This window comes from Chryseobacterium artocarpi (assembly GCF_001684975.1).
Lineage (GTDB): Bacteria > Bacteroidota > Bacteroidia > Flavobacteriales > Weeksellaceae > Chryseobacterium > Chryseobacterium artocarpi.
Genome location: NZ_MAYH01000048.1, coordinates 47805 through 64452, shown reverse-complemented (window position 1 = coordinate 64452; position 16648 = coordinate 47805). Strand labels below are relative to the sequence as shown.

At 36.4% G+C, this 16648-nt stretch carries 13 protein-coding genes; 9 read left to right on the top strand and 4 right to left on the bottom strand.

Annotated features, from left to right (window positions below; translation table 11 throughout):
* Positions 1 to 9: 9 nt before the first annotated feature.
* The 3 genes from BBI01_RS18140 to BBI01_RS18130 all read left to right on the top strand — a co-directional run bounded on the left by BBI01_RS18140 (position 10) and on the right by BBI01_RS18130 (position 6695).
* On the top strand, positions 10 to 1596 hold the full coding sequence (locus BBI01_RS18140; protein ID WP_065396059.1) for a RagB/SusD family nutrient uptake outer membrane protein: 1587 nt from the start codon (positions 10 to 12) through the stop codon (positions 1594 to 1596).
* Positions 1597 to 2153: 557 nt separating this feature from the next.
* Positions 2154 to 5006, top strand: a complete 2853-nt coding sequence (locus BBI01_RS18135; protein WP_065396058.1) for a SusC/RagA family TonB-linked outer membrane protein — start codon at positions 2154 to 2156, stop codon at positions 5004 to 5006.
* A gap of 12 nt (positions 5007 to 5018) precedes the next feature.
* A complete protein-coding gene (locus tag BBI01_RS18130) occupies positions 5019 to 6695 on the top strand; it encodes a RagB/SusD family nutrient uptake outer membrane protein (RefSeq protein WP_065396057.1) in 1677 nt (558 codons plus the stop codon).
* A 60-nt stretch (positions 6696 to 6755) separates the two neighbouring features.
* Here the strand turns inward: BBI01_RS18130 and BBI01_RS18125 are convergent, their stop codons facing one another.
* A complete protein-coding gene (locus tag BBI01_RS18125) occupies positions 6756 to 7715 on the bottom strand; it encodes a helix-turn-helix domain-containing protein (RefSeq protein ID WP_065396056.1) in 960 nt (319 codons plus the stop codon).
* A 182-nt stretch (positions 7716 to 7897) separates the two neighbouring features.
* Here BBI01_RS18125 and BBI01_RS18120 point away from each other — a divergent pair, with 182 nt between their 5' ends.
* The 3 genes from BBI01_RS18120 (at position 7898) to BBI01_RS18110 (ending at position 11153) form a co-directional block, all read left to right on the top strand.
* The gene (locus BBI01_RS18120; protein ID WP_065396055.1) at positions 7898 to 9427 is read left to right on the top strand and encodes an aldehyde dehydrogenase family protein; all 1530 of its coding nucleotides are present in this window, start codon (positions 7898 to 7900) and stop codon (positions 9425 to 9427) included.
* A 220-nt stretch (positions 9428 to 9647) separates the two neighbouring features.
* On the top strand, positions 9648 to 10682 hold the full coding sequence (gene adhP / locus BBI01_RS18115; protein ID WP_065396054.1) for an alcohol dehydrogenase AdhP: 1035 nt from the start codon (positions 9648 to 9650) through the stop codon (positions 10680 to 10682).
* 87 nt (positions 10683 to 10769) lie between these two features.
* Complete coding sequence (locus BBI01_RS18110; RefSeq protein WP_065396053.1) at positions 10770 to 11153, top strand: DUF779 domain-containing protein; 384 nt, start codon at positions 10770 to 10772, stop codon at positions 11151 to 11153.
* 14 nt (positions 11154 to 11167) lie between these two features.
* Here the strand turns inward: BBI01_RS18110 and BBI01_RS18105 are convergent, their stop codons facing one another.
* Entirely contained in the window at positions 11168 to 12370 is a 1203-nt protein-coding gene (locus BBI01_RS18105) for a dicarboxylate/amino acid:cation symporter (protein WP_065396052.1), read from the bottom strand.
* Positions 12371 to 12462: 92 nt separating this feature from the next.
* Between BBI01_RS18105 and BBI01_RS18100 the strand changes: the two genes are divergently transcribed.
* Genes BBI01_RS18100 through BBI01_RS18090 form a run of 3 tightly spaced genes read left to right on the top strand, consistent with a single transcriptional unit; the run spans position 12463 to position 14247 of the window.
* Positions 12463 to 13374, top strand: coding sequence for a DnaJ C-terminal domain-containing protein (locus BBI01_RS18100; protein WP_065396051.1), 912 nt, complete (start codon positions 12463 to 12465; stop codon positions 13372 to 13374).
* Positions 13375 to 13377: 3 nt separating this feature from the next.
* Positions 13378 to 13680: a chaperone modulator CbpM gene (locus tag BBI01_RS18095; protein ID WP_065396050.1), complete on the top strand. Its 303-nt coding sequence runs from the start codon at positions 13378 to 13380 to the stop codon at positions 13678 to 13680.
* Between the two features lie 36 nt (positions 13681 to 13716).
* A complete protein-coding gene (locus BBI01_RS18090; protein ID WP_065396049.1) occupies positions 13717 to 14247 on the top strand; it encodes a hypothetical protein in 531 nt (176 codons plus the stop codon).
* 74 nt (positions 14248 to 14321) lie between these two features.
* On the opposite strand, the gene BBI01_RS18085 is transcribed toward BBI01_RS18090, so the two are convergent.
* Entirely contained in the window at positions 14322 to 15305 is a 984-nt protein-coding gene (locus BBI01_RS18085) for a PLP-dependent cysteine synthase family protein (protein ID WP_065396048.1), read from the bottom strand.
* Between the two features lie 112 nt (positions 15306 to 15417).
* Complete coding sequence (locus tag BBI01_RS18080; protein WP_065396047.1) at positions 15418 to 16647, bottom strand: ABC transporter permease; 1230 nt, start codon at positions 16645 to 16647, stop codon at positions 15418 to 15420.
* Position 16648 lies beyond the last annotated feature (1 nt).

Below are 16648 nucleotides of genomic sequence, written 5' to 3'. Positions count from 1 at the left end.
AAGATAACAATGAAAAATAATATAATAAAAAGGGGTTTATCAGTTTTATCAGCATCATTAGTAATGGCAATGATAGGATCTTGTTCAGAGGCTGATACCTTAGATTTACAACCTTACAATAATATCTATGAAGATGTTGCTTTTACCACTCCGGTAAATATAGATCTTGCCATCATAGGAGTTTATAATGCTGCACAGAATGGAGTGTATAAAACAGCGCCTGATGCGGCTAATACCCCTAGGGGATATGTTTTTGGAGCGGCGTATACAGAGCAGAATGATGTTCGTGGAGAAGATATGGTGAATACCGCAACCTTTTATCAGTTAACTTATACTGCAACCTATGACGGAGGTTCTCCTAACAACTCGCATTATTGGATAAATGGTTATGGATTAGTTAATAAAGCAAATATTACAATAGCAGGAGTGAAAAAGGCAGGTGAAACTGGGGTGATTACATCTGCTGTACGTGATAACTATTTAGGTGAAATGTATTTCTTAAGAGCATTAGCTCATCTGGAATTATTAAAACATTTTTCACGCCCATATAACTTTACAAGCGATGCGAGTCATCCGGGAATACCTTATCGTACGACTGCTATTAATACTCCGGCAGCTATTGAAGAGGGGCTTAAAGTAGGAAGAGGTACAGTAGCAGAAACATACGCTAAAATTCTGGCTGATTTAGATTTAGCGGAAACCCTTACTGCAGACAAAGGAAGTAGAAGTGGTAACGCTAGAATTACCAGAGCAACTAAGGAAGCTGCTATCGCTTTGAAAGTTCGTGCTTATCTTAATATGAGAAACTGGCAAAAAGTACTTGATGAAGGAGCGAAATTAGCCACTTCCTATAATCTTACAGTAACACCAGATGTTCCATTTATATTAGCTAATAACTATAATAATACTGAATCTATCTTTACTATTGAAAACTCTGCAAATACTAACCCTGGTACCAACGCAGGCTTGGCATCAATGTATAATGATAGATCATTAGTATGTATAAGTCCTATTATCTGGAGAAATACAAAATGGTTAGTAGATGATAAAAGAAGATCAGCTTCAATGGTAAGAACAGCTGCTTCGGGTGTTAAATTCGTTAATAAATATAAAGATGTTACGAACTTATCAGATGGAGCTCCAATTTTGAGATACGCTGAAGTGCTTTTATCTATGGCAGAAGCTAATGCAAGATTAGGGAATAATGCGGCTGCGCTAGAACTATTGAATAAGGTAAGAAACAGATCATTGGCTAATCCTGCTACCCAAGCATACACTTCATCATCATTCGCTGATGTAACAGCTCTTGTAGATGCTATCATTACAGAACGTAGAATTGAATTCTTAGGTGAAGGGATGAGATGGGGTGATATTCACAGATTGCTTTATGATGATTTAGTGCCAACTCCTGGTATACCTGCTAAAATGGCAAACGGAATGCCTACAGCAGCTTCCTTTACATTAGGTACACCGTATACAGGACCTCTTGGGGTGGCAATGATTCCTAAAACAGATTTCAGGATCCTTTGGCCAATTCCAAATGATGAGGTGGTAAACAACCCAACACTTGCTTCACAGCAAAATCCGGGTTGGTAAAAATGAATATTTAGATCAGCTTAAAAAAGTGATTGAATCATAAAGAAAAATTAGAGTTTAATTGACCAGAATAAAGAAAAATATAATTGGGGAAACTTATAGTTTAAGCTGTATTTATAATATAACATATTAACAAATTTTTAATTTTAACATCAGTAAGACTGTCTTTTAAGGCAGTCTTTTTGTTTTTTTGATAGTTCATTTTGATATATTTTCCATAAAATACAGTGTTTTTTGGCTTCATTTCAACTAAAACCACATAATGGTTTGTTTCATATTTTTAACTAATATTATCTATTTTGATTTATATTTTTCGCGTTATTTGATTAATTGATGGACTTTGATTTTTATTTTAATATTTGTTAAAATTGCCTTAATGTTTAAAATGCTTTATTTTTTGTTAAAATTTTAAATGTAATTATCGTTTTTCTTTATTTTTTTTTTCTGTTCAATGCGGATATGCCCTTTCTGGTAAGGACTTTTAGCATTTTAATAAATTGATGTTGCTAATATTTATTAACATATTTGTCACCTTGAATATATTAAAATCTGTTAATATGAATGTGAAATTGCGTGTTTTGACAGCAGGGGTACTGTTTTTTACAGGTCAGGCTGTGTTAGCTCAAGAAAAAGACTCTAAGAACGGTAAGGACAAAGAGACTAAAATTGAGGAAGTAGTTGTTCTAGGTTATAGTAAAACAGCTACGAAAGCTAAAACTACAACTTCTTCGGTAACAGTTGGTTCTGAAACCCTGGAAAACAGACCGAATATCTCGGTACTAAACTCGATTCAAGGAACAGCTCCTGGTATCGTGGTTAACTCAGCATCTGGTTCTCCGGGTTCTGGAAAATTTAATATCCTGATTAGAGGAACTAGCTCCCTTAATGGTTCTACAGACCCATTATACGTTATTGACGGAGTTATTACTTCAGGATCTCAGTTCAGAAACCTGAACTCTTATGATATTGACACTTTCAGTATCTTGAAAGATGCTCAGGCAACTGCTATCTATGGTAACAGAGCTGCAAATGGTGTTGTTGTAATTACTACAAAAGGAGGTAAGTTTAACTCAGGATTAAAAGTATCTTATGATGCTTTGACATCTTTCAGTCAGTTACCTGATACTAAGTACAACATGTCTAATGCTCAGCAGTTGTTATACATTCAGAGAAGTCTAAAAACAGGTCAGGGAAATAAAATGACCAATAGCGAGATTGATAACTGGGGTGTAGATACTGATTGGAATAAACAATTTACTCGTATCGGTATTTCTCAACAACATAACCTATCCATTACTGGAGGTGGAGAAAACATCAATAACTTTTTCTCTCTAGGATACGTAGACAGTGAAGGTACAGTGAAATCTACTGATTTCAAGAGATTTACTTTGAGAAATAACATGAATGGTAAATCTAAAGATGGGAAACTGACTTTTGGTACTATCCTTGGCTTAGGTTATTCAAAAAGAAACCAGCTGGATGACGAAACAAACTCTGGAATCTCTAACAATACCCTTCAAAATCCATTATTTGGAGGAGTTCTTTCAAGACCATATATTGCTCCTTCTCCATATGCGAATGGACGTGATTTATTCAATGCTGTAGGTGGTGATACTGCTGCCAGCAGACAATGGATCCTTCAGGACAATATTAACGGTGGTATTAGAAACAGATTTACAGAATTAAGTATTTCTGCCAATGCTAATGTTAACTATAAAATTACAGATTATCTAAGCGTTGGAAACAGAACAGGTATTGAATATAAAGAATATCAAAGAATCTTTGCAAGATCACCTCTTGGATACCTTTCAAACAGTGTAGCAGCGAGTGATCAAGCTACTTATGGTGGATTTGAAGATTTTGGAAATACAAAAGATTTAACATTCAACAGTATAACGAATATTTCATTCAATAAGTCTTTTGGAGATCATACCATTAGTGCAGCAGCATACATGGATTATATTAAAGCTCATGTAACTTCTACTACTCAAAGACAAAATGGATTGAATCCTTTACAGTGGGAATTTGGTGCAGGAACAGGATATATTCCATTCAACCCGGATACACCGAACTTGTACAGACCTTCTGCATCTGCTACAAAAACAACTGCAGGTACATTAGCATACTTCGGAACGATTGACTATGACTTCCAAGATAAATATGGAGTAAGTGGGGTGATAAGAAGAGATGGATCTTACCGTTTCTTACCTACAAACAGATGGGAAACTTTCTGGTCCGTAGCGGCAAGATGGAATATTGACAAAGAAAGCTTCATGGCAAATTCTGGATTCAGATTGCTTAAACTTAGAGCTTCCATTGGTACTACAGGTAACCAGAATTTAGGAATTGCATCAGATAATGCTAACCCATTAGCATTGCTTCCGAATAACTTCCTTGATTTATATAACGGTTTCTCAGGATACCAAAATATGTTAGGTTACAACTTTGTTAACCTGTCAAACCCTTACTTAAAGTGGGAGCAGGTAAAACAAACTAACATTGGAGTTGATTATAACTACAAAGGAATTCTTGAAGGTAGTGTAGATTACTATCAGAAAAGAACATCAAGAATGTTCAACGATCTTCAGAAATCTTCAGCTACTGGTTACTATTCAATCAGAGGTAATGATGGAATCCTTGATAACAAAGGTATTGAAGGTTTGATCAGATATAATGCAATCAAAACTGAAAATACAAAACTATCTATCTTCGCTAACGGTGCATACAACTCTAACAAGATTGTTTCTATGTCCAGCGAAAACTTAGCGGGTGATGTAGTACATGCTATTGGAGGTCCTGCAGGTCAGTATCAGTTATACCCATACCTTGGAGTAAATGCTGAGAACGGAAATCTACAATTCCTTGATAAAAACGGAAATATTACTGAAGCTCCTACAGCTGGAGACAGAAGATTGACAGGGAAATCAAGATATGCAAAATTCACTGGAGGTTTTGGATTTAATTTACAACACAAAGGTTGGTTCTTAGATACATTATTCTCTTTCCAACAAGGAGGATGGATCTATGACAACTTATATTCTTGGGTAATGGATCCGAATGCAGCAGCAAACAGAAACCTTTCTGCTGATCTTTTAAATGCTTGGACTCCTGATAACAAGAATACAGATGTACCTTCATTAGGTGCTTCAAACTTAAACCTAGGTTCTTCAGACAGATTCTTACACAGATCAGACTTTATAAGACTTAAGAATATCTCTTTAGGATATACATTTAACAAAAATCAATTAGGTAAGCTGCCGGTAAGAGGTATCAAAGTTTTTGTTCAGGCTGAAAACCTTTATACTTGGACAAAATGGAAAGGATTCGATCCGGAACCAATTACTTCGTATTCACTAAACGTATACCCTAACCCAAAAACCGTATCAGTAGGTTTAAATGTTGATTTTTAATATAGAAAGATTATGAAAAGAATTATAAATACAGTATTAATTGTAGCTACTTTATCTTCTGCAGCATTTACATTGAACAGCTGCCAGGATGCTCTTGATATCAAGCAAGCAGGAGAGTTACAGGAACAAGATTTATATACAAGTGTTGCTAATTTAAATGAAGTTCTGAATGGATCTATATATGCTCAGCTAGATCCTATTGATGAGATCTATTTTACTGCTGTTTTTACAGATGAGGTAAAACCAGGATCAGGAAGTGGAGGACAGGAATATGCATTACACAGACATTTCCTTGATGCTGCAAGCCCTGTGATTACTGGTGGTACAGTAAGTACTGCTTCAAGTGACGGAATCTGGTTAAATCACTACAAAGTAATCAATAGAGTAAACAGACTTCTTGAAGGAGCTAAGAAAGTTACACCTACTTCAGATAAAGAGAAGCAAACATATAATGAAATCCTTGCACAGGCGAGAGCAATAAGAGCTTATTGCTATGTACAGCTTGAAGCATATTTTTCTAAAGATATGAAGGATGCTAACGCGTTAGGAGTTATGCTTGTAAAAGACGTTCCTTCTGCAGATATTCAGTTACCAAGAGCTAAGAACAAGGATGTTTATGACTTTATCAATGCTGACCTAGATTATGCAAGAGGTATCTTAGGAAGTGCTAAAAATCCAATGAGATATTTCGTTGATAAGAATTTTGTAAATGCTGTTGCGGCTCGTTTTAATCTTTACAGAGGTGAGACAGCATTAGCTAAACAATATGCACAAGCAGTAATCACTGAATCTGGATTGTCTCTTACAGTTGCAAAGCCAATGGAGGGAATTAATACAGTAGTGAAAGATAAAAGTGGTAACCCTTTTAGCTCAGGTGAATTTAAAGAACCAGTAACTGATAATTGGAATATCGCATTCTATGGAGGAATTGATGCTACAAACGGAAATGGTATTGCAGGAGGTTCTTTCAACCCATATAGAAGAATGTGGGCAGATAGTGATAACGGTGAAGTTATATTCTCTCTAAACAGACTTCCTTTAGGAGCAGGTGGGTCTATGGGATCAAGATGGAATACGAATAACTCTAACCTTAAAGGAACACCAATGTGGTTCTGGGGAAGAAACTTATATAACATCTTCAAAAATACTCCTGGAGATATTAGAAAGTATGCTTATGTAGACCCTTCGTCCAAAGCGAATGCAAATTATGCTAGTGAAATTGCAGGAAATACAAGAAATGATGCATTAGTAATTGATAAATATCCAGGGAAAACAAGTACATCTACCAGAAATGATGTTAAAGTTTTCAGATTATCAGAGATGTATTTTATTCTTGCTGAAGCTGAAGTAGCTGCAGGAAATCTTTCAACAGCACACGACTTGATTCACGTAGTAAGAAAGGCAAGAAACTATGCAGATGCAGCAGTAACGCCTACTTATTCTAATACTCAGGTTGCTTATGAAGATATCCTGAAAGAACGTAGAGTTGAATTAGCTCTTGAAGGACACCGTTTTATTGACCTAAGAAGACTTGCTGCAAAAGCTAATGTTGAAATGGACAGAAATGTTACTGACGACATTATCCCGGTTAAAAACCTTAAGAATGGTGATTACAGATATATTCTGCCTATTCCAATTAAGGAAATGTCCGCAAACCCGAATATGGAACAAAATGACGGTTACTACTAGTCATTGTTAACATACTTAAAATTGCCCTTGAAGTTTACTTCAGGGGCTTTTTTTGTATTATTAATGCGTATTATTATTATTATTATTATTATTGTTATTTTGAATAAACAGATTGATCTGATAATTTTTAGGAGTAACACCTACAAGCTGCTTAAAAACTCTCGTAAAATAATTTGTATCAGAAAAACCCGTCTGAAAAGCAGTCTCTTTAATACTGTTTTGGTAAGCTAACAATTCCTTAGCCTTATTGATTCTTTCCTGTAGAATAAAGTCATTCGGAGAGATACCCAGTTCATCCCTGAACATTTTAAAAAAGTTGGATTTACTTACATAAGCAAGCTTGGCAATACTCTCAATAGATAATTTTTGATGTAGATTTCTTTTAATATAATCCACTACAAAGCCTATTCTGGACTTATTCTTTATAATATTCTTTTCTACGAGACTTCTTGCCTGTGTCTGCATGAGCCTTATTAAAAGTTCTTTAAGCGCAAAATCTGCCATGATATCCTTCTGAGAATTATCATCCATGGCAATCCTCATAATATTATTCGTAGCAGAAGCTAATGCCTGATTATTAAAAAGAAAATACTCATCCAGTTGAATATTCCACTGGGAAGACTCATCTACCTTAGGGAGATTATAATTCAAATAATTAAGAGAATCTTCTATAAAATCAGGATTAAGACTTAAAGAAATACATTGGGTAGCGGTTTCATCAGCTTCCGGGAAATCAATAACCATAGTTTCTCCGGGAGCAACTAAAATACTTTCACCTGGCAAATAATCAAAATAATTAGTTTTGTTATCCAGCTTCATATGCTTTTTACCTCTCAGCATAGCCGTGAAAGCAATATTTTCAAAATGAAGCTCCACCCCAAAAGCAGCTTTATGTGTTTCATAAATGCTGAATTCACAATTGTTTAGATTGAATGTAGTCTGGTTTTCAACCAGCCTCAATAGTTGCTTCTCACGGGTTAATTCAGGAGTATTTAATAAAAGCTTTCTATTGTTATTCATTTCTAAAAAATTTAAGGAAACCAATATTTCAAATATATAAAATCCGAGCCTATGTTGCTGTTAATAAAATGATAAAATTCAAGTCATGAGACTATTTTGCACTTTTTTTATACGATTGTGCTATATTTTTTGAGGCATCTGCGTGTAATTTGGCATTATCGAAAAAATAAAATAAGAATACTATGAGCACACTTACAGAACCAAGATCGACGACTCTTTTACAACGTCCGGAGTTTAAAAGCAGATATGATAACTATATTGGAGGAAAATTTACACCGCCAGTTAAAGGACAATATTTTGATGTAGTTTCACCCGTTGACGGTAAAAACTTCACTCAGGTTGCTCACTCTACTAAAGAAGATTTAGAGTTAGCGGTAGATGCAGCAGAAAAAGCATTTCAAACCTGGAAAAATACTTCATCTACAGAGCGAAGCATCATCCTCAACAAAATCGCAGACAGAATTGAGCAGAACCTAGAATATCTTGCTACCGTAGAAACTATAGACAACGGTAAAGCAGTAAGAGAAACTTTGGCAGCAGATATGCCATTGGCAATCGATCATTTCAGATATTTCGCTTCTGTCATTCGTGCGGAAGAGGGATCACATAACGAATTGGATAAAGATACGGTCTCACTTATCGTTCATGAACCACTTGGAGTAATAGCACAGATTATCCCTTGGAATTTCCCTATTCTGATGGCAGTTTGGAAGCTGGCTCCGGCATTGGCAGCTGGTAATTGTGTAGTTTTGAAACCCGCAGAAAGTACCCCGGTTTCCATTATGGTTTTAATGGAACTGATCGGAGACCTACTACCTGCCGGAGTGATAAATATTGTCAACGGCTTCGGAGCTGAACTGGGAAGAGCGCTGGTGACAAACCCTAAAGTTGCTAAAGCAGCATTTACAGGTTCCACGGCTACAGGTCGATTAGTAATGCAGTATGCAACAGAAAATATCATCCCTGTTACCCTGGAACTGGGCGGAAAATCTCCGAATGTATTCTTCAATTCAGTAATGGATGCAGATGATGAATTCCTTGATAAAGCCATTGAAGGAGCCGTTCTTTTTGCCCTTAACCAAGGAGAGATTTGTACATGTCCATCAAGACTTTTAGTACAGGAAGGTATCGCAGATGCATTTATAGAAAGAGTGATAGAAAGAGTAAAAGCCATTAAGGTAGGAAACCCATTAGATAAAACCGTGATGATGGGAGCACAGGCATCCCAGATCCAGAAAGATAAAATTCTTTCTTACATTCAGCTTGGAGTAGAAGAAGGAGCTGAAGTATTGGTAGGCGGTGATGTAAACAACTTAGGAGATGACCTTGAAGACGGATTCTACATTCAGCCAACCATTTTCAAAGGAAACAATAAAATGAGAATCTTCCAGGAAGAAATCTTCGGTCCGGTGCTGGCTTTCACAACCTTTAAAGATGAAGAAGAAGCCGTGAAAATAGCCAACGATACCATCTACGGACTTGGAGCAGGGGTCTGGACCAGAGATGCCCATCAGCTATACAATATTCCACGTCAGATTGAAGCAGGAAGAGTTTGGGTAAACCAGTATCACTCTTATCCGGCTGGAGCTCCTTTCGGAGGGTACAAGCAGTCAGGAATTGGTAGAGAAAATCATAAAATGATGCTTGATCATTATCGTCAGACCAAAAATATGCTGATCTCTTATAACAAAAACAAGTTAGGTTTCTTTTAATATTAAATTTTAGGACGTGCCCGATTGCCTTGGCTTATTCCAGGGCAAACCGGTCGGGCTATGCAGGGCTCCATTTCATTTCGGTGCTCCATTGCATTCCGCACCGGCTCGTTCCTCGCCGCCCTTACTATCCCTCACGCAGAGAATATCAGTCTTATCCGGAATATTTCAGATAAGCAAGAGACTATTACCCCGTAAAAACCGAATTAAAAATTAAAATATGATCCCCAAAACAATGAAAGCTGCCGTAGTTCAAGGCTACGGACAACCACTGAAAATAGAAGAAGTACCCGTAAGAGAACCCGGAAGATATGAAGTTCTTGTGAAAGTGATTGCCTGCGGTGTATGTCATACAGATTTGCATGCAGTAGATGGCGATTGGCCCGCAAAACCTAAAATGCCTCTTATTCCGGGACACGAAGGAGTAGGAATTGTGGTAGCCTGTGGACCAGAAGCCTTTGTGAAAGAAGGAGACGCTGTAGGTGTTCCGTGGTTATATAGTGCCTGCGGATGTTGTGATTATTGTATCACAGGTTGGGAAACCCTTTGTGAAGCTCAAAAAAATGGTGGGTATAGTGTAGATGGTGGCTTTGCAGAATATGTTATTGCAGATTCAAGATATGTAGGGCATCTGAAATCAAATGTTAACTTTCTGGAGATTGCTCCTATCTTATGTGCCGGAGTAACCGTTTATAAAGGATTAAAAGAAACCGAAACTAAGCCCGGAGAATGGGTAGCGATATCAGGTATCGGAGGATTGGGACATGTGGCAGTTCAGTATGCAAAAGCTATGGGAATGCATGTGGCAGCCATTGATGTAGCAGATGACAAACTGGATTTAGCTAAAAAATTAGGTGCAGATCTTGTCGTAAATGCAAAAAATACAGATCCAGGAGAATATTTACATAAAGAAGTAGGCGGGATGCATGGCGCGTTGATTACAGCAGTTTCACCTATTGCTTTCAAGCAGGGAATAGATGTTTTAAGAAGAAAAGGAACCATTGCTCTGAACGGACTTCCGCCAGGATCATTTGAACTCCCGATTTTTGAAACTGTTTTAAAAAGAATCACCGTAAGAGGTTCTATTGTAGGAACAAGAAAAGATTTACAGGAAGCTCTTGACTTTGCCAATGAAGGGTTGGTAAAAGCAACAGTCACTTCAGCCAAATTAGAAGATATCAATGATGTTTTTGACAAAATGAAAAAAGGTCAGATTGACGGAAGAATCGTATTGGATATTGCAAACTCAAATTAAACAATGAGAGACAGGACTCGGCAAAATCATTTGCCGGGTCTTTTATTATCTGAATAGATAAAATTTAAATTTGAAAAAAAGAAAACAATGAAAGAGAAAATATCAAGACTGTCTGCAACAGAAAAAGCACTTGAAGTTATTCAGGAGCTTGAAAATAAATACGGTGCTCTGATGTTTTATCAGGCAGGCGGATGCTGCGAGGGAACCCAGCCTCAATGTTTTGAAAAAGGAGGCTTTTTTCCAAGAATGAATGATGCTATGATAGGAACCATCAACGGACACGAATTCTGGATAGATCGCGATCTGTTTGAATACTGGAAATATTCTCATTTTACACTCGATGTTACTGACGGATTTGGTCCCGGAGGATTTTCTCTGGAAACCCCTTTAGGAAAAACATTTAAAGTACAATACAAGCTTTTTACTACTGAAGAATATGAAAATCTGGAACCCGTACAACGAAGTGAATAGTCTTTACCTTAAAATCAGGTGACTTTTACAAACCTGTTCACAAACATAGCTGCGACAATATCTCCCACAGAATTTAAAACGGTTGCTAAAGGATCCACCAGTGTTCCGATAATCATTACCGCCGGAATGGCTTCCTGAGGTAATTTATACACCGAAATCATCAGCATTTCACCAATATATCCGCCATTGGGAATTCCGCCCGCTACAATACTTACAAAAACAGTAATACCTAAAGCCAATAAAAGATTGGATGGATCAAAAAAGTCTTTTCCGATAATCAGAAATGCTACATAGATTTTGATAATAGAAGACATAGAAGACCCGTTTTTATGCAGAGTCGTACCAATAGGAATTACCAGATTGGCAATCGAATTGGGAATTCCGATTTTCGAAGCTGCTTGTAGATTCGCTGGCATGGTGGCAAAACTGCTACATGTACTGATCGCTGTAAGACTTGGATAAATAGCATTACTCCAGAAACTTTTAACACCTTTCTGTCCATTCGCCATAAATGCATAAATAGAAAAGAATACCAGAAAATAAATAATTCCAGCTACATAATATAATCCTAAAGGTTTAGCATAAAAGCCGAAAAGCTGTGGTCCTAACGTTGCCACCTGATAGGCAAAGTAAGCACCTAAACCAATCGGAGCAAGCTTCATTACTAATAGAAGTAGCTCTTTCATTACCTCATATCCCGATGTAATAAAAGTCCTGAATGCCTGTCCGCTTTCACCTGTCTTTCTAGCTGCAAAACCTGTCATAAAAGCAAAAATAAGAAGGGCGAGCATATTCTGTCTTGAAAAAAGAGCCGTAAATTCTCCCACCGTGAAAAAACTCACAATTCTATTCCCCCAACTTTCTTCACTGGCAGCTTCCGTAATCAGTTCAGAACTTCCCGAAACCCCTGAAACAGGGAAAAGATACACTGCACAAATGGTGAAAATAGCAGCTGTTAAAATGAAAAATAAAAAAGTAAGCGCCATTACAAGAATGATCTTCCCGAATTTTGATTGCTGCTCCAAAGATGCAATAGAATTGGAAACCGCAAAGAATACCAATGGTACCACACTTACAAAAAGAAGATTAAGAAAAATATCACCTAAAGGTTTTATGTATTCTACAAAGCCAGGAGCAACAATTCCAATGATGCTTCCAATAGTGATTCCCAATAGTAAAAATATGATTCCTGAGTAGTTTTTTAATACCTCTTTCATGTGGCACTTTTTATCAAAGATAGGTTTATTTTTAACATTCTGTTATACAATTTTCAGACCTAAATTTCATAAATTTGGGTAAAATCGTTTCTATGGCTTATATAGATTATTATAAAATTTTAGGTGTAGATAAAAGCGCAAGACAAGATGAAATTAAAAAAGCTTACCGAAAACTGGCTAGAAAGCTACATCCCGACCTAAACCCTGATGACAAGGAATCCGAAAGAAAATTCAAAGAATTAAACGAAGCTAATGAAGTTCTAAGTAATCCGGAGAACCGCACCAAATATGATAAATATGGGGAAAACTGGAAGCATGGCGAGGAATACGAAAAAGCTCAGCAACAACAAAGACAATATCAACAACAAAACAACTATGGCGGAGGTTTTTCCGGTGCAGATTTTGGAGAAGGTGAGGATTTTTCAGATTTCTTCCAGGGTATGTTTGGTGGAGCAGGAGGTTTTGGTAAAAGTTCAAGAGGAAGAGCTTCTGGAAAGTTTAAGGGACAGGATGTAAATGCCGAACTGAACTTAAATTTAAGAGATGCCGCAGTTACTCATCCACAAACCTTCGAGATCAACGGGAAAAAGGTGAGAATTACCATTCCGGCCGGAGTATATGATGGGCAGAAGATCAAGTTAAAAGGGCACGGAAATCCAGGACTGAACGGAGGTCCGAGCGGAGATCTGTACATTACATTTAATATTCCTGAGGACCCGATTTTTGAAAGAATTGGTGATGATCTGAAAACAAAAGTTACCATAGATTTATATACAGCAGTTCTAGGTGGTGATGTCAACGTAAATACCCTTACCGGAAGCGTAAATCTGAAAGTAAAACCAGAAACACAAACCGGAACTACCGTAAGACTTAAAGGAAAAGGATTTCCTGTCTATAAAAAAGAAGGTGAACATGGTGACCTTTTTGTAACCTACGACGTAAAACTGCCAACCAATCTTACCGAAAAGCAGAAAGATCTTTTTGAACAACTTAAAAACGCCTAAGCTATGAGTGAAAGAATATCACGGGAAGAACTCGTAAGAATATATAATATAGAAATTACTTTTTTTGATGATCTTGTAGATTATGGATTGCTTAATATACAGGTTGAAGACAATATTCATTACCTCATGTATGAAGACCTTCCTGATTTCGAAAAGTTTGCCAATTGGCATTATGATCTTGAAATAAACCTTCCGGGTTTGGAAGTCATCCATAATATGCTGAAAAAACTAGATGCCTTGAAGAGAAGAAACAGAGAGCTGATGAATAAACTTTCTGCTTTGAATGACCAATATGAGGATATTTAGCTTAGTTTTGTAGCTTTTTAAAGCAAACCATGTATTATGAGTGAGGAAAAAGTGATTATATTAAGACCTGAGAGAAAGAATTTTGAAGATATTTATTTTAGCGGAAATCAGGGTAGTCTGCTTTTTTCTCCTACTACTAAAGGGAAAACAATAACAACTATCATTGCTGCTATTGTCTTACTGATTGCATTTTTTCTGAAAGGAAGCCTAAGTAAGGAAAGTCAGGGGATTTTATATTTCCTAAGCTTTATACTTTTGCTTTGTGCAGTTTACCTGTCAGTAAGTGTTAATAAGGTTTCAAGATGGAAAAAGCAGGTCAATCACTATTTGAATACGCTGGAAAAATGTAAAATTTACGAAATCAGAATTGAACAAAACTTTTTCACAGTTAATATTGACGGAGAAAAAGAAACCAGTGAATGGAAAGATTTTAATTTTTTTGACAGTAATAATGAATTCATTGCTTTGGAAGGAAAATACAATTATATGTTTCCCAGAAAATCGATGAGTGAAAAAGATTATTCCCTGTTAAAGAAGATCTTAAAAGATAATATTAATCAACAATAAAAAAATCGGAGCAAAAAATTTTGCTCCGATTTTTTTATACTGAAGAATGACAAATTTTGTCTTTCTTTTTTTGATTAGTCTAGCCAGCCCATTTCTTTCATCCACTCGTCGTTGTAGATTTTTCCTACATATCTTGAGCCGTGGTCGTGAAGTAAAACTACAATCACATCATCTTTAGTAAACTGATCTTTCATCTGAACCAATGAAGCAATAGCACTTCCGGCAGAATAACCGCAGAAAATACCTTCTTCTTTAGCTAGCTTTCTTGCATAGATTGCTCCGTCTTTATCCGTTACTTTTTCGAAATGATCAATCACAGACATATCATAATTTTCAGGAATGATATCTTCACCAATTCCCTCTGTAATATAAGTGTAAGCATGATCGTAGTGTAATTCTCCAGTTTCGTGGAATTCCTTAAGGATAGACCCGTAAGTATCTACACCGATTACTTTGATATCTTTATTTTTCTCTTTAAAGAATGTTCCGCATCCTGTAATAGTACCTCCTGTTCCTGCACCTGCTACAAAATGAGTCAGTTTTCCTTCTGTCTGTTCCCAGATTTCAGGAGCGGTAGATTCGTAGTGCGCTGTTCTGTTGGATAAGTTATCGTATTGGTTTACATACCATCCGTTTTCAGTTTCTTTAGCTAATCTTTTAGATACTGAATAATAAGAACGTGGATCTGTTGGCTTTACGTCAGTAGGGCAAACGATTACCTCAGCACCTACAGCACGTAGAATGTCACATTTTTCTTTAGATTGCTTGGAATTTGTTACAAAGATACATTTGTAGCCTTTGATGATTGCTGCTAATGCCAATCCCATTCCTGTATTTCCGGAAGTCCCTTCGATGATGGTCCCTCCAGGTTTTAATCTGCCGTCTTTTTCTGCATCTTCTATCATTTTAAGAGCCATTCTGTCCTTCACGGAATTTCCTGGGTTAAATGTCTCTACTTTTGCTAAAACTAATGCTGGAAAATCTTCACCTAATACATTGTTAAGTTTTACCAACGGGGTGTTACCTATAGTTTCAAGGATATTTTTTGCGTATTTCATAAATGTTTTATAAGCGATGCAAAGATAATGCTTTTAAATTATCTAAGCTTTGGATAATTTGTAGATAAAATTACAGCAATTGAGGATAATTCCAATTGAATCGTTTTAATCATTAATTATATTTAATGGCTTTCACCGGAGAAATCTTACTGATCAGATAACTTGGAATAATTAATGCAAGTGCCGAGATCGCAAGTATTCCTAATGAAATAGAGATTATAGCAATAGGATTAAGATCCACAGGAACTGTACTTACATAATAATTTTCAGGATTAAGTTTAATCACTCCAAAGAATTTTTGAATCAAAATAAGCCCTAATCCGATAGCATTTCCATATAAAAGTCCCGGAATCATAATGATTAGAGTATAATTGATGAAAGTAGCTCTGATCTGGGCATTACTTGCTCCCAATGTCTTAAGTAATCCAATAGAATTGGTTCTTTCAATAATAAGAATAAGAAGAACCATGATGATATTGATGACCACTACAATAAGCATAATGATAATGATCAGCGCAATATTTGTATCGAAAATACTGATCCAGTCAGTAATCTGTGGGAATTTTTCTGTGGCTTTTTCAGCATAGTTTTTATAACCGATCAGCTTTTCAATCTCTGGAAAATCTTTATCAATATCGTTTACATTTTTCAGGAAGATATCAATTCCGCCAATCTCATCCGGTTTCATATCCTGAATTTTTCTTGCATGATTAATCCCACCAATAACAAACTGCTCATCAATCAGTTTAATATCCGTTCTATAGATTCCTACAATCTTAAATTTACGGTAAAGAGGCTTCTGGTCAGCTTTTAAGAAAACAGTAACTATACTGTCATTTACTTTAAGGTGAAGATCATTGGCTATCTTTTGAGAAACTGCAACATCATTGTTGAAACCTACTTCTGTCACTTTTGGAGTAGTACCGGTAAGAAGGAATTTTTTAAATCTTAAGCTGTCAAAATCTTTTCCGACTCCTTTGAATATAATTCCGGCAAAATTGTGTTCGTTACGCATGATTCCGGTAACCGTCACATATTTTTGTGTGCTTTCCACATCGGGAAGTTCCTTAATCTTGGTCATATTCAATCCCTGTTTATCAAGAACCGAAGTATTATAAGACGAATTTGAACGGGTAGATCTTACGGTAATATGTCCGCTGAAATCTGCGAGCCTTTCCTTAATAGCCTTTTTGGAACCGAATCCGGTGGCTACAGTAATCAGGGAAACAATGATCCCCAACGCTACAGAAAGCCTGCCAATGAAGATGATAACCCTTGATAGGTTATTTTTGTTATCTTTGGAAAATGCTATTTTTCTAGAGAAATATAAAGGAAACTTCAAG

Bases quoted from the DNA above. Each gene is read 5' to 3' on its own strand.
- BBI01_RS18105 (WP_065396052.1), bottom strand. From the start codon at position 12,370: ATGAAAGAGGTATTAAAAAACTACTCAGGAATCATATTTTTACTATTG.
- BBI01_RS18120 (WP_065396055.1), top strand. From the start codon at position 7,898: ATGAGCACACTTACAGAACCAAGATCGACGACTCTTTTACAACGTCCG.
- BBI01_RS18095 (WP_065396050.1), top strand. From the start codon at position 13,378: ATGAGTGAAAGAATATCACGGGAAGAACTCGTAAGAATATATAATATA.
- BBI01_RS18135 (WP_065396058.1), top strand. From the start codon at position 2,154: ATGAATGTGAAATTGCGTGTTTTGACAGCAGGGGTACTGTTTTTTACA.
- BBI01_RS18140 (WP_065396059.1), top strand. From the start codon at position 10: ATGAAAAATAATATAATAAAAAGGGGTTTATCAGTTTTATCAGCATCA.
- adhP (WP_065396054.1), top strand. From the start codon at position 9,648: ATGATCCCCAAAACAATGAAAGCTGCCGTAGTTCAAGGCTACGGACAA.
- BBI01_RS18100 (WP_065396051.1), top strand. From the start codon at position 12,463: ATGGCTTATATAGATTATTATAAAATTTTAGGTGTAGATAAAAGCGCA.
- BBI01_RS18130 (WP_065396057.1), top strand. From the start codon at position 5,019: ATGAAAAGAATTATAAATACAGTATTAATTGTAGCTACTTTATCTTCT.
- BBI01_RS18125 (WP_065396056.1), bottom strand. From the start codon at position 7,715: ATGAATAACAATAGAAAGCTTTTATTAAATACTCCTGAATTAACCCGT.
- BBI01_RS18090 (WP_065396049.1), top strand. From the start codon at position 13,717: ATGAGTGAGGAAAAAGTGATTATATTAAGACCTGAGAGAAAGAATTTT.
- BBI01_RS18110 (WP_065396053.1), top strand. From the start codon at position 10,770: ATGAAAGAGAAAATATCAAGACTGTCTGCAACAGAAAAAGCACTTGAA.
- BBI01_RS18085 (WP_065396048.1), bottom strand. From the start codon at position 15,305: ATGAAATACGCAAAAAATATCCTTGAAACTATAGGTAACACCCCGTTG.